This is a genomic window from Sphingomonas psychrolutea (genome assembly GCF_014636175.1).
Classification (GTDB): Bacteria; Pseudomonadota; Alphaproteobacteria; order Sphingomonadales; family Sphingomonadaceae; genus Sphingomonas; species Sphingomonas psychrolutea.
Map to the genome: position 1 here is coordinate 29,291 of NZ_BMDW01000013.1, position 13,292 is coordinate 42,582.

Sequence of the window (13,292 nt, forward strand, 5' to 3'; positions counted from 1 at the left end):
AGGATTGACGGCAGTGGGCGACGCACATTCTGGTGATTGGCTGGACGAGGCAACTGCGGTTGCCAACGTGCCGACGCTTGCCTGCATGCTCGTCCAGCTGACTGGCGATACAGAATGGATCCACGGTCGTTTCGTGCCCAGCCGAACACGCGGGCTGGAAGATAATGACGATGGCGGGCTGTCGTCCGAGGTCCAGGCCGAAGTGCGGGCGGCGGCCGCGGTCGAACTTCGCAAATGGTTCGCCGGATCGCCCCCGGCGCTTCCCGAGCCGCCGGGAGCGCTGGTGCGCGAGATGATGAGTGTGTCGCTCGGCGAGGACATCCCAGCCGACTACATCCCGATGATCCGGCACGAACTTGGCCTTGTCACCGAAGCGGCCGGGAAGGGGCCGGCCGCCGTCCCGCCAGGTTTCACCGCGCTGATCATCGGGGCGGGCATTTCCGGTCTGTGCGCCGCGATTCAACTGGCGAAAGCGGGCATCCCATATACCATCGTCGAGCGCAGTCATGAGCTTGGCGGAGTGTGGTTCGAGAACCGCTACCCCGGTGCGGCGTGCGATGTCCCGAGTCATCTCTATTCCTTTTCGTTCGCGCCCTATCGCTGGTCACGCTTCTTCGCTGGCAGCCGCGAAATCCACGCCTATCTCAGCGACGTTGCCGACCGGTTCGCGGTGCGCGATCAGATCCGCTTCGGGCTTGAGGTGATCGAAGCACGCTGGGACGAAGGTCGTTCCATGTGGGACGCCGACGTCCGCCGCGACGATGGCTCGATCGAGACGCTGAGCGCGAGTATGATGGTCAGCGGGGTCGGTGCGTTCAACAAGCCGCGGCTGCCCGATGTCCCCGGGCTCGATACATTCGAGGGCGTCAGCGTCCACACCGCGCGCTATCCCGATGCTGGGCTAGACCTCGTCGGCAAGTCGGTCGTGCTGGTTGGCAACGGCGCCAGCGCGATGCAGGTCGCCCCGGCAATCGCGGATCAGGTCGCCGCGCTGACTGTCGTCCAGCGCACCCCGCAATGGGTCGCGCCCTTCCCCAAGTTCGGCGAGGCGATCTCCGCGCCCTTGCGGCGACTGCTAGATGAGGTGCCGCTCTACCGCCGCTGGTATCGGTTGCGGCTCAGTTGGGCGTTCAACGACAAGCTCTATGACGCGCTGACGCGTGATCCCGAGTGGAACGGCGGCGGCAAGTCGATCAACAGGATCAACGACGCGCACCGCCTGGGGCTGACGGCTTATATGGAGGAGGAGCTCGGTGAAGCGCGGCACTTGCTGCCCAAAGTGCTCCCCGACTATCCGCCGTTCGGCAAGCGGATGCTCCTCGACAATGGCTGGTTCCGCACACTGGCACGGCCCAACGTGACTCATGTCGCGGGCGCGGTCGTTCGCGCCACGCCGACCGGCGTGGTCACCGAAGATGGCATCGAGCATCCCGCCGACGTGATTATTTGGGCGACCGGGTTCGACGTGGTGAACTTGCTCGCGCCCATGCGCGTGCGCGGACTTGGCGGGGTTGAGCTTCATACCGAATGGGACGGCGACGATGCGCGCGCTTATCTCGGCACGGTCATCCCGGGCTTCCCCAATTTCTTCTGCCTCTACGGCCCCAACACCCAGTTCGGTCATGGTGGCAGCCTAATTTCGGTGCTTGAGCGGCAAATGCACTATGTCATGTCGCTTCTCGGCCAGATGTTCGCGCGCGGGGTGGCGACGGTCGACGTTCGCCGTGACGTCTACGAAAACTATAACCGCGCGGTCGACGATACCCATGCGCACCTCGTCTGGTCGGCTCCCGGGGTCGATGGCTATTACCGCAACTCCAAGGGGCGGATCGTCGTCAACAATCCGTTCCGCATTCTTGAAGTGTGGCAACGGACCGAGACCGCGAGTCTCGACGACTATCGCCTCGACGGCCAGACATCTGCGGCGGTGCCGGCATGAGCGCGGCAGTCCTCATTGAGCGCAGCGGCGCCATATTGGTCATCACGCTGAGTCGCCCCGAACGGCGCAATGCGGTCGACTATGCGATGTCCGAAGCGGTCGCAGCAGGGCTCGACCTGCTCGATGCCGACGCGCAGCTGCGCGTCGGGATCATTACCGGGGCGGGTGGGAGCTTTTGCTCAGGCATGGACCTGAAAGCATTTGTTGCGGGCAGCCGTCCCGAGGTTATGGGCCGCGGCTTTGGCGGGCTGACCGAGGCCCCTCCGGCCAAGCCGCTGATCGCCGCCGTCGAGGGCTATGCGCTCGCTGGCGGATGCGAGATGGCGCTTGCCTGCGACCTGATTGTCGCCGCCGATGACGCCAGTTTTGGGCTTCCAGAGGTCACGCGCGGGCTGGTTGCGGGATCGGGCGGACTGACCCGGTTGGTGCGACGGATTCCGCCTGCGCTGGCGATGGAATTCGCCCTGACCGGTCGCCACTTGGGGGCGCTCGAGGCATATCGTCTCGGGCTCGTCAACCGTCTCACCGTACCAGGCGAGGCATTGGCCGAGGCGCATGCGCTAGCCGCCGAGATTGCCGCCAACGCCCCGCTGGCGACAATGGCGAGCAAACGTATCATGGTGGAAAGCGCCGACTGGACCGCCGCCGAGCAATGGGACCGCCAGCGCCCGCTGGTCGACGCGGTGCTTGCAACCCACGATGCGCAGGAAGGCGCCCGCGCCTTCGCCGAGAAGCGCCTGCCCGTGTGGAGGGGCGAATGACCAGCGACGACCTAAATTCCATCGCGGTCATCGGCGGCGGTACAATGGGAGTCGGCATCGCCTATGTCGCGGCGTTGGCGGGCATGCCGGTCGCGGTGGTCGAACCGGACAATGGCCGCGCCGAGGGGATGCGGCGCACGATCCGAGACACGGTCGCATCGGCCATCGGGCGCGGCAAGTTGGACCAGGCCGGCGGAGATGCACTGGCCCGGCGGATTACGCATGTCGCTGCGGTCGAAGATCTTGCCGCAGAGCTGTCATTGATCATTGAATCGATCCCCGAGCGCGTCGATCTCAAGCTCGACGTGCTCGCGCGGTGCGCCGCGCGCCGCCCGCGCCTGCTGGCCTCCAACACCAGCGCATTGTCAATCGACCGGCTGTCGCAAGCAGTCTCCGATCCAGGCACTTTCCTGGGAATGCACTTCTTCAACCCCGTCTGGTCGATCAAGCTGGTCGAGCTGGTGCGCGGGGCGGCGACGTCGGAGGCGACCCTCGCTACCGCCCGCGTCTTCGTCGCCGCGCTCGGCAAGGAGTCGCTGACGGTCCGCGACGTCCCGGGCTTCGCGACCAGCCGCCTCGACCTCATCGCTTCGCTCGAAGCGATGCGTATGCTCGAAAGCGGCGTTGCCAGCGCGGCTGATATCGATCGCGCGTCGGTCCTCGCCTACCGCCACCCGGTCGGCCCCCTGCGGCTCAGCGACATCGTCGGCCTCGACGTCCGGCTCGATATCGCGCGCACGCTCGAAGCCGTACACGGCGAGCGGTTCAGGCCGCCGCAATTGCTGATCGACATGGTCGCCGAGGGCAAACTCGGCGTCAAATCGGGCCACGGCTTCTTCGCCTGGCCCGATCCCTCGCGAAAGGAAGCCTGATGGCTGACCAGTCCCTGTTCTACAATAATCTGGTCGATACCGCCGACCATCATGCCGATTTGCGCGCTTCCGTCGGCAAGCTAGTCGGCAAATATGGCCGGAAATATTTTCAGGACGTCGTGACGAACGGTACTCAGCCCGACGAATTGTGGGCCGAACTCGGCAGCGCTGGTTTCCTTGGGGTCCACATCCCCGAAGCCTATGGTGGCAGCGGTGGCGGGCTCGCGGAGCTCAACATTGTCATCGAGGAATGTGCCGCGCAGGGCTGCCCGATGCTGAGCCTCGTGATCGCGTCGATTTGCGCGCCGATTATCGCGGCGTACGGATCGACCGAGCTGAAGGACAAATGGCTCCCCGGAATCGCTACCGGCAAGCTCAAGATGGCCTTCGCGATTACCGAACCGGATGCTGGATCCAATACCCACAATGTTACGACGAGCGCGCGCAAGGTCGATGGCGGCTGGTCAATTCACGGGGCGAAATACTGGACCTCCGGGATCGATGAATCCGACGCCGTGATGGTCGTTGCCAAGGATCCCGAGATGGAGACCGGAAACGGCCGCTCGGCGCTGTCGCTGTTCGTCATGCCGGCCGATGCACCCGGGATCAGCTACACGCGGATCGATGCGGCGGTGAAAACGCCCGAACGGCAATTCTCTGTGTTCTTTGACGACGTCCGCCTGCCGGAAGAAGCGCTAGTCGGCGAGCGCGGCGTGGGGCTCCGGCAGCTCTTCGTCGGGCTCAATCCCGAGCGCGTCTCGGCGGCCGCAATCAACAATGGCATTTCGCGTTTCGCCATTGCGCAGGCGGCGCGCTACGCCAACGAGCGGTCGGTTTGGGAAACCCCGATCGGCGCGCATCAGGGCGTCGCCCATCCGCTCGCCGAAAGCTATATCGGGGTCCAGTCGGCGCGGCTACTGGCGGCGCGGGCGGCGCAGCTGTTCGATCAGGGCGAGGATGCCGGTGAGGCCGCCAACATGGCCAAGTTCCTGGCTGCCGAGACATCGCTGAAAGCGCTCGACCAAGCGATTCAGGTCCATGGCGGCAACGGTCTTAGTCACGAATATGGCCTCGCCGACCTGTGGTTCATCGCCCGCCTCCACAAGACCGCGCCGGTCAGTCGCGAAATGATCCTGAACTATATCGCGCAGCACGGCCTCGGGCTCCCCAAGAGCTATTGATGGAAGCAGACATCACTTTGCTCGACGTCCTGCGAGAACACGCCGCGCGCACGCCCGGCAAACCGTGCCTGTCATTCGGCGAGGAGACGATCGGCTTTGCTGGCCTTGACGTATGGAGCGATCGGATCGCGACGTTTCTGGAGCAGCGCGGCGTCGGGCCGGGCGACCGGGTAGCGATCCTGTCGCACAACGCGCCGCTCTTCTATGCGCTGCTGTTCGCCTGCGCCAAGATTTCCGCGATCATGGTGCCGCTGAACTGGCGACTCTCGGCGCGTGAGATTGCCGCGATCATCGCCGATGGAGAGCCTAGCGTCGTGCTCGCATCGGACGTGCTAAGCCATCTTCTGCCGGTAAGCAGCGAGCCGCCAGTGCCGCTCAATCTGCTCGACGCACTGCCCGATGTCCCGGCCCGGAGCGGGTCGCCCGATCCCGATGCTGCTGCCATCATCCTCTACACATCGGGCACGACCGGCGAGCCCAAGGGTGCCATGCTTAGCCACCGCGCGCTCGGCTATGCGGCGCGCATCGCGCCCTACGCGTGGAATTTCGACGGGGCGTCCGTCAATCTGGTAGGTATGCCGTTGTTCCATATTGGCGGCATCGGTTATGGGATGATGGCACTGACCCAGGGCGGGCATACGGTGCTGACGCGCGAGGCGGACCCGGCGCTGATCCTGGCGACAATCGACCGCTGGCAGGTTACACACGCGTTTTTCGTGCCTACCGTGATTCAGCGACTGGTCGAACTAGTCGAGGCGGGAGCGCCGCCACCACGCAGCCTGAATCTGCTTGTTTATGGTGCTGCGCCGATCGGCGAAACCCTGCTGCGCCGCGCGATCGCCGTGTTGGGCTGCGGCTTCAGTCATGCTTACGGCATGACTGAAAGCGCGGGGACGATCGTCTCGTTACCCGCGAGCGACCATGATCCCGACGGCCCTAATGCGGATCGACTGCGATCATGCGGGCGGGCGTTCCCGTGGGTCGAGATCGCGCTGGTCGATCCCACCAGCGGTGCGGCGGTCCCCACGGGTGAAATCGGCGAAATCCGCATCCGCTCGGCGATGCTGATGAGCGGCTATTGGCGCAAACCCGCCGAGACCGCTGCAGTGATTGACCGAGAGGGCTGGTTCCACAGCGGTGACGCGGCAACGCGTGACGCCGACGGCTGCCTATTCATCCGCGACCGCTACAAGGACATGATCGTGTCAGGTGGCGAGAATATTTACCCGGCCGAAATCGAGCATGTTCTTCAGGCGCATCCGGCGGTGGCCGACGTGGTGGTGATTGGTGTGCCCCATTCGACCTGGGGCGAGACTCCGCGGGCCTGTGTCGTCGGAGCGCCAGGCGAACCGGCTGACGAGGCAGCCCTGATCGCCTTTGCGCGCGAGCGGCTGGCGCGCTACAAATGCCCGAGCTCGGTGCGTTTCATGGACGCCTTCCCGCGCAACGCCTCGGGTAAGGTGCTGAAGTACGAACTTCGTGCGCAAGCGGTGGCGGAAGAGGGCTTATGATTGGCGAACTTGCCCCACAGGCAGCGCTGCTGCGGGGGTTCGCGATCGATTTCCTCACTTCGCACGACGGAGCCGAGGTCGGGCGGATCATGGACCCGGCCTATCGCTTGTTGATCGGCGGTTTCCTGCTCGACGGTCGCGACGACAGCTATTTTCCGGCCACCGCCGCGCAGCTTGCCCAGTTCCCAGGCCTATGTGTCACCGTCCACGACGCCATCATCGGCACCGACCATGTCGCGATGCGCTTCACCGAGCATGGCGCCTCCGTCCGCGACGAGGGGCGGGTCGCAGCGTGGAGCGGAGTGACCTTGTTTCGCATTGCTGACGGGCGCCTTGCCGAAGGCTGGGCGGAAGAGGATTATTTCGCGCGCAAACGGCAGCTGAAGTCGGGCCATTGCGACCCAATCCGCGTTCCCGGCGCGGCACCGTGGGACCAGCCTGCCTTAGCGTCGGACGCCCACGTCGAAGCCGCCGTCCGCAACTGGCTCGCTCGCCCCTCATTCATTTTCGACCCGGTCGTCGACGAAATCGTCATTGGTGGTCCTGGCTTCGCGGCGTTGCTGGATCCAAGCGAAGTTAAGATCAACGCGCTGTTTACCGCCGGCCCGCGCGCCGCCTTCCACCTCGATCTCGTCGGCACCTATTGCGGCGGCTTTGACGATCTCGACAAGGCGACTGTCGGCCAAGCGGTCAGGCTGCGGCTCGCGGGAATGGTCGACATTGAGAACGGCGCGATCGTTCGCGCGCAGATATCCGGCGATCGGCTCGGCCTTCACCGCAGCCTGCTGAAACGAGGATAGCCATGGCCAAGGTCATCATCACCTGCGCGGTCACCGGGGGCGCCCATACTCCGACGATGTCCGACGCGCTGCCGATCACCCCACACCAGATTGCCGGCGATGCCATTGCCGCCGCAGAGGCCGGCGCAGCGATCCTCCACCTCCACGCGCGCGACCCCGTCGACGGCAAGCCGACCGGCGACCCCGAGGTCTATGCGCAGTTCCTCGGCGTAATCCGCCAGCGGACTGATGCAGTCATCAATATTACCACCGGCGGATCGGCGACGATGCCGATGGCCGATCGGCTTGCCGCCGCGACGCGCTTCAAGCCCGAGATGGCGTCACTCAACATGGGCTCGATCAATTTTGCCTTCTTCCCCGCCGCCCGCCGCATCACGCAGTGGAAGCACGCTTGGGAAGAGTCCTATGTTACCGGCTCGGACGATTTTATCTTTAAGAACACGTTCCGCGATATCGCCCATATCCTCGACACGCTGGGGGAGCGCGGGACGCGGTTCGAGCATGAATGCTATGACGTCGGCCACCTCTACAATCTCGCCCATTTCGTCGATCGCGGGATGATCAAGACCCCCTTTTTCCTCCAGTTTATTTTCGGCATCCTCGGCGGGATCGGTCCCGACCTCGAAAATCTGATGTTCATGAAGTCGACAGCCGACCGCCTGTTCGGGCGCGATGCCTTCAAATGGTCGGTGCTCGCTGCCGGGCGTCACCAAATGCCGTTCCTAACTCAAGCAGCGCTGATGGGCGGGCATGTCCGCGTCGGCCTCGAGGACAGCTTGTTCATCGAGCGCGGCAAGCTGGCCATTTCGAACGCCCAGCAGGTCGAAAAGATCGTTCGCATCCTTGCTGAAATGGGCCATGAGCCCGCCACACCCGCCGAGGCGCGCGAGATGCTCGCGCTCAAGGGCGGCGACCGCGTGGAGGTCTGACGATGGCGCGCAAAATCATCGACCTGTCGGTCTTCCTCGAGAACGACGTTATTTCCGATCCGCCCGGCTACCGTCCGAAGATCGACTATATCGACCATGAAACTTCGGTCCCCGATCTGCTCGACTTCTTTCCGGGCCTCAAGACCGAAGACCTTCCAGACGGCGAGGCGTGGGCTATCGAGCGTGTCGAACTCATCACTCACAATGGCACCCACCTCGACGCGCCGTACCATTTCGCCACGACGATGGACGGCGGCCAGCGCGCGATCACGATCGACGAAGTATCGCTCGACTGGTGCTTTCAACCGGGGGTCAAGCTTGACTTCCGCCATTTCGCCGACGGCACTGTCGTGACCGCCGCCGACGTCGAGGCCGAGTTGACACGCATTGGCCATACGCTGTCGCCGCTCGAGATAGTAGTGGTCAATACCGCCGCCGGCGCGCGCTACGGCTCGGACGATTATGTCTCGGCGGGCTGCGGCATTGGTTATGAGGCGACGCGCTATCTGCTCGACCGCGGGGTCCGGCTGACCGGCACCGACGGCTGGAGCTGGGACGCGCCGTTCGTCCATACGCTGAAGGAATATCAGGCAAGCGGCGATGCGTCGCTGATCTGGGAAGGGCACAAGGCCGGGCGCGACATCGGCTATTGCCACCTCGAAAAGCTCCACAATCTGGAATCGCTTCCCGCGACCGGCTTCACCATCGCTTGCTTCCCGGTGAAGATCCGCGCGGCTTCGGCCGGCTGGACCCGCGCCGTCGCCATTTTCGACTGACAAAAGATCATCAGGAAAGAGGATTTTTACATGGACCGGCTCAAAGGCAAGATTGCGATCATCACCGGTGCGTCGCAGGGAATGGGTAGTGCCCACGCCAAGGCATTTATCGACGAAGGCGCGAAGGTCGTGCTGACTGACCTCAACGTAGCAGATGGCGACGCCCTCGCTAAGAGCCTTGGCGAGCATGCGATCTTCGTCGAGCATGACGTGTCAGACGCTGCTGGCTGGCGCCGCGTGGTCGACGCCGCAGAAGCTGCCTTCGGACCGGTCAGCGTGCTGGTCAACAACGCCGGGATTATCGGTCCGGTCTCGATGAGTGCCGATCTAGACGAAGCTGCCTATGCGAGGGTCTGCGCGATTAACCAGACCGGGGTATTCCTCGGCATGAAGGCGGTGCTTCCCGGGATGATTGCAGCGGGCAACGGGTCGATCGTCAACATCTCGTCGATATCGGGGATCGTCGCAATCGTCGGCTCGCCCAACCTCGCTTATGTCGGCAGCAAGTTCGCCGTGCGTGGGATGACCAAGCATGTCGCGGTCGAATATGGAGATCGCAATATTCGCGCGAACTCGGTCCACCCAGGCTATGTCAGGACGCCGATGATGGTCGCCGCAACCGACGAGGACGGCGGCGGCGCCGCGATGGCGATCCCCCTGCGGCGCTTTGCGGAATCTGTCGAAATCTCGAACTTGGTTGTATTTCTCGCGTCCGATGAGGCCTCGTTCATCACCGGTGCCGAACACGTTATCGACGGCGGCATGACCGCAGCCTGATTGGCTCAGGCGGCAAAGCCATGCACGATGTCGGCGGCAATGTCGGCAATGGCGCGCGCAGCCATCGGGGTCGCCGCCGTCATGCTCACGAAGCCGTGAATCATGCCGAGATAGCGTCGGGCGGTGACGTCGACCCCCGCCGCTCGGGCCGCGCGCGCAAACGCCTCACCCTCGTCGCGCAGCGGGTCATATTCTGCGGTGGACAGCGAGATTGGCGGCAGTCCAGCCAGGTCGGCGTTTGCCACCGCCACGCGTGGGTCGAGCGGATCACCGCTTTCCCCGAGATAGGCGCTCCAAAACCACTGCATGAAGGCGCGGGTCAGAATGAAACCGTTGCCAAGTCCGTGTGCCGATGCGCTGTTGCAACCGGGGTCGAGCGCCGGATAGATCAGTCCGACGTGACGCAGCGTAATCCCCTGCTTCGTCGCCCACAACGCCGTTCCGATGGCGAGATTGCCGCCCGCACTGTCGCCGCAGATCGCCAGGCGCGAGGCATCGACGCCGAGGGCTTCGGCGGTATCATGAAGCCACGCCAATGCCGCGCGACAATCTTCCAGCGCGCCGGGGAAGATGGTTTCGGGTGCCAGTCGATAGTCGACTGCGACAACGACTGTACCCGACCGCTGCGCCAGCTCGCGACAAAGCGCGTCATGGCTATCCAACGATCCGATGACGAATCCGCCGCCATGTAGGAAGAGGATCGCAGGTCGGAGGATAGTGTCGGAAAAGGGTCGATAAAGTCGCAGTGGGACTTTTCCGGTCGTGGACGGCGCGCAATGCGCCTCGATAGACGTTAGCTGGGCCGGGACACCGCCGGCTATCGCTCCGTTCAAAATCTCTCGATATGACGTCATTAATGTGTTGGGGCGGGGCGGTCGCAAGTGATTGCGGTGATCGGCGAGTAGCGCGTGAAAGCAGGGGTCGACACCGTCATGGCTGTCATCCAGGTGAGGCACGAACAGTCTCGCAAGATTGTGGAAGATTTTGACGGATACGCTCGGCGCGAAATATCGTCAACAAGAGTGTTGATAATTTAAGGTGATGCGGACATGATGCGACTCTGGGACCCGAGCGGAGACGGTATTTGAACAGCGACAGCGACGCCATCGCCGCGAACGCGGCTGCTAAGGCAAGCGGTATTGGCCGGCGCCGTTCGGCCGCGCGTCGCGATTCAAGCGCCCTTTACAAGGCGAAGCGCGACGAAATTTCCGAGGCGGCCATCCGCGTATTCAATCGCAAGGGCTTTCAGGGCGCGAGCATGACAGCGGTCGCGGAAGAGCTCGGGGTCGAGCGCGCCTCGCTCTATTATTACTTTTCCTCGAAAGAGGCGCTGTTCGACGACGTCGTCCGGACGGTGGTCGAGCGCAACCTCGATTTCGTCAAACGTATCGCAGCCAGCAGGATCAGTCCCCGCCGCAAGATCCGCGCGCTTATCGTCGCTCTGATGTCGTCCTATGGCGAGCATTATCCGCTATTCTACATTTATATCCGCGAAAACCTGAGCCACGTCAGCGACGCCCGTTCCGAGTGGTCCGCGACGATGCGCGAGATCAACCGCCAGACGACCGATGCCGTGACTGCGATCATCGAGGAGGGGTATGCCGACAAGAGCATTCGCAAGATCGGTGATGCTCGGGTCGTTGCCTACGGTATTTTCGGGCTGGTCGGCTGGACGCACCGTTGGTTTCGGCCCGCAGAGTCAGATGTCAGCGCCGAGGAAATTGGCAAGATTTATGCTGAGATGGTACTGTCCGGGATCGAACCGCCCTATTAACCAAATCTACCTTAAAATAGCTGCCTTGCCATCAAAGTGGAAGCGCAGTTAAACGTTTCCTTGTTTATAATAGCTCAACCATTTCAGGCAGAGGTAACGTGTTGTGCGAGCAGAGCGACCGTCGATCGCCGGATGTGCGCGATTGAAAAGGGTAGGGGCCAGCGCTGTTCAACGCTAATTACAATCCTCTATAATTGAGGACGAGATTGAGGTTGAGAGCGCCGTCCCAAAGGGCCTTAGCGATGTTGGGGACGCCGTTGTAGCGCAGGATATTGAGGGCGCAGCTTCGCGCTCGTGCCATGATGCCGGGATTGGTTCGGATGCGGCTTTTGTCTTCACCGCAGGAGACATCGCGGACATAGTGGTTGCGGTTTTCGATAAGGAGATGACGGTCGCGCAGGCGCTGGAGTTGGAGCGGCCCGCGCTCCAGCCGATGCTCGCACCGTTCGACGGCTTCCACGAGACGCAGCATGCGGTGACCGGAACCTGCCTGATCAGCTTCGACCGGAACCGCTACTCGGTCGCCGCCAAGGCGGTGCGTCGTGCGGTTCAGGTCCGGGCCTATGCCGATCGGATCGTCGTGCGGATGGGCGACGAGGTGATCGCCGATCATCCCCGGTTCTTCGGTCGCGATCGGACGATCTACGACCCCTGGCATTACCTGCCGGTGCTGGTGAACAAGCCCGGTGCGCTGCGGAACGGAGCGCCGTTCCAAGGCTGGGATCTTCCGCCTGCGCTCGCTCGGCTGCGCCGCAAGCTTGGCAGCGACGACGATGCCGATCGGCGCTTCGTCCGCGTTCTTGCGGCCGTCCTCAGCGATGGTCTGGATGCCGTCGAGGGCGCCGTTCGCGAAGCGCTCGACGCCGGTGCGGTCAGCGACGAGGTGGTGCTCAACATCCTGTCGCGACGCAGAGAGCCGCCCGGTGCCGCATCGATCGTCACGCCTGGGGATCTGGCGCTGATGCACCCGCCGATCGCCAACTGCGCCCGCTACGACAGCCTGCGAGGCCTCCATGCAGCGGCATGAGATGATCGACGCAATGCGCGGACTCGGGCTCAAGGGCATGGCGGGTGCGTTCGACGAGGCAGTCACCACCGGTGTTCAGCGCAAGCGCACCGCGATGGAGATCCTGAGCGATCTGTTGCGCGCCGAAGGCGCGCATCGCCACGCCGCTTCGATCCGCTACCGCATGACGGCTGCCAGGCTGCCGGTTGTGAAGGACCTGGACGCGTTCGTGTTCGAGAACACCCCGATTAACGAAGGGCTGGTGCGCTCGCTTCACGCAGGGTCGTTCCTGGCAGGGCGTCGCAACGTCGTGCTGGTCGGGGGCACCGGCACTGGCAAGACCCACCTCGCCAGCGCGATCGCCGCCAGCGTCATCCGCGCCGGTGCGCGTGGTCGCTACTTCAACACCGTCGATCTGGTGACGCAGCTCGAGGAGGAGACGCGGATCGGCAAGGCCGGCCCGCTCGCGGCCCAGCTGCGTCGCCACGAGCTCGTGGTGTTCGACGAGCTTGGCTATCTGCCGTTCGCCCGGTCGGGCGGCCAGCTGCTGTTCCACCTGATCAGCAAGCTCTACGAGCAGACCTCGGTGATCATCACCACCAACCTGACGTTCGGCGAATGGCCCAGCGTGTTCGGCGATCCAAAGATGACGACCGCGCTGCTCGATCGCATCACCCACCACTGCGACATCGTCGAAACCGGCAACGACAGCTGGCGCTTCAAAAACCGTAGCTGACGCTAAAAAGAGGATCGGTTCGCGCTGCTTGCGCCTCCGGTCGGGCTACGCCCTCCCTACGCCGCAAGCAGCGCGAACGGTGCGCCCAGCGTCGACGCCCGCCAGCGCCATAGGGGGGTCCCTTTTGGACGCCGATCGGGGGTCCCGGTTCGACGCCTATTTACACGCCGGATCGAGGAATTGCTGCCGTGGAACTACTCAACCGGCTGGTCAAACGGGATCACCGGACG

At 63.7% G+C, this 13,292-nt stretch carries 12 protein-coding genes and 1 pseudogene; 12 read left to right on the top strand and 1 reads right to left on the bottom strand.

Translation table 11 applies throughout. The annotated features are described in order from the left end of the window. Nucleotides 1-13: 13 nt before the first annotated feature. The 9 genes from IEV62_RS11390 to IEV62_RS11430 are packed head-to-tail and all read left to right on the top strand — an operon-like array spanning nt 14 to nt 9,546. Nucleotides 14-1,939, top strand: a complete 1,926-nt coding sequence (locus IEV62_RS11390) for a flavin-containing monooxygenase (RefSeq protein ID WP_229733058.1) — start codon at nt 14-16, stop codon at nt 1,937-1,939. After that, on the top strand, nt 1,936-2,700 hold the full coding sequence (locus tag IEV62_RS11395; protein WP_188447545.1) for a crotonase/enoyl-CoA hydratase family protein: 765 nt from the start codon (nt 1,936-1,938) through the stop codon (nt 2,698-2,700). Before IEV62_RS11390 ends, IEV62_RS11395 begins: the two co-directional genes overlap by 4 nt. Then, nucleotides 2,697-3,572, top strand: a complete 876-nt coding sequence (locus IEV62_RS11400) for a 3-hydroxyacyl-CoA dehydrogenase family protein (protein WP_188447547.1) — start codon at nt 2,697-2,699, stop codon at nt 3,570-3,572. Before IEV62_RS11395 ends, IEV62_RS11400 begins: the two co-directional genes overlap by 4 nt. Further along, nucleotides 3,572-4,753 (top strand): acyl-CoA dehydrogenase family protein, encoded by a 1,182-nt coding sequence (locus IEV62_RS11405; RefSeq protein ID WP_188447550.1) that lies wholly within the window; start codon nt 3,572-3,574, stop codon nt 4,751-4,753. Before IEV62_RS11400 ends, IEV62_RS11405 begins: the two co-directional genes overlap by 1 nt. Next, nucleotides 4,753-6,264, top strand: coding sequence for a class I adenylate-forming enzyme family protein (locus tag IEV62_RS11410; protein ID WP_188447551.1), 1,512 nt, complete (start codon nt 4,753-4,755; stop codon nt 6,262-6,264). Before IEV62_RS11405 ends, IEV62_RS11410 begins: the two co-directional genes overlap by 1 nt. Further along, on the top strand, nt 6,261-7,064 hold the full coding sequence (locus IEV62_RS11415; protein ID WP_188447554.1) for an ester cyclase: 804 nt from the start codon (nt 6,261-6,263) through the stop codon (nt 7,062-7,064). Before IEV62_RS11410 ends, IEV62_RS11415 begins: the two co-directional genes overlap by 4 nt. Before the next feature lie 2 nt (nt 7,065-7,066). Continuing rightward, on the top strand, nt 7,067-7,993 hold the full coding sequence (gene kce / locus IEV62_RS11420) for a 3,5-dioxohexanoate:acetyl-CoA acetone transferase (RefSeq protein WP_188447556.1): 927 nt from the start codon (nt 7,067-7,069) through the stop codon (nt 7,991-7,993). Nucleotides 7,994-7,995: 2 nt separating this feature from the next. Next, nucleotides 7,996-8,769, top strand: a complete 774-nt coding sequence (locus tag IEV62_RS11425; protein ID WP_188447558.1) for a cyclase family protein — start codon at nt 7,996-7,998, stop codon at nt 8,767-8,769. 30 nt (nt 8,770-8,799) lie between these two features. Then, complete coding sequence (locus IEV62_RS11430; protein ID WP_188447560.1) at nt 8,800-9,546, top strand: SDR family NAD(P)-dependent oxidoreductase; 747 nt, start codon at nt 8,800-8,802, stop codon at nt 9,544-9,546. Nucleotides 9,547-9,551: 5 nt separating this feature from the next. Here IEV62_RS11430 and IEV62_RS11435 read toward each other — a convergent pair whose 3' ends face one another. After that, a complete protein-coding gene (locus IEV62_RS11435; RefSeq protein WP_268234239.1) occupies nt 9,552-10,400 on the bottom strand; it encodes an alpha/beta hydrolase in 849 nt (282 codons plus the stop codon). Nucleotides 10,401-10,630: 230 nt separating this feature from the next. Here IEV62_RS11435 and IEV62_RS11440 point away from each other — a divergent pair, with 230 nt between their 5' ends. The 3 genes and pseudogenes from IEV62_RS11440 to istB all read left to right on the top strand — a co-directional run bounded on the left by IEV62_RS11440 (nt 10,631) and on the right by istB (nt 13,062). Continuing rightward, the gene (locus tag IEV62_RS11440; RefSeq protein WP_229733060.1) at nt 10,631-11,320 is read left to right on the top strand and encodes a TetR/AcrR family transcriptional regulator; all 690 of its coding nucleotides are present in this window, start codon (nt 10,631-10,633) and stop codon (nt 11,318-11,320) included. Between the two features lie 382 nt (nt 11,321-11,702). Continuing rightward, nucleotides 11,703-12,347, top strand: a pseudogene (locus tag IEV62_RS11445) (Mu transposase domain-containing protein); the annotation flags it as partial. Next, on the top strand, nt 12,334-13,062 hold the full coding sequence (istB, locus tag IEV62_RS11450; protein ID WP_188447564.1) for an IS21-like element helper ATPase IstB: 729 nt from the start codon (nt 12,334-12,336) through the stop codon (nt 13,060-13,062). The pseudogene IEV62_RS11445 and the gene istB, both read left to right, overlap by 14 nt. The last annotated feature ends 230 nt before the right edge of the window (nt 13,063-13,292 follow it).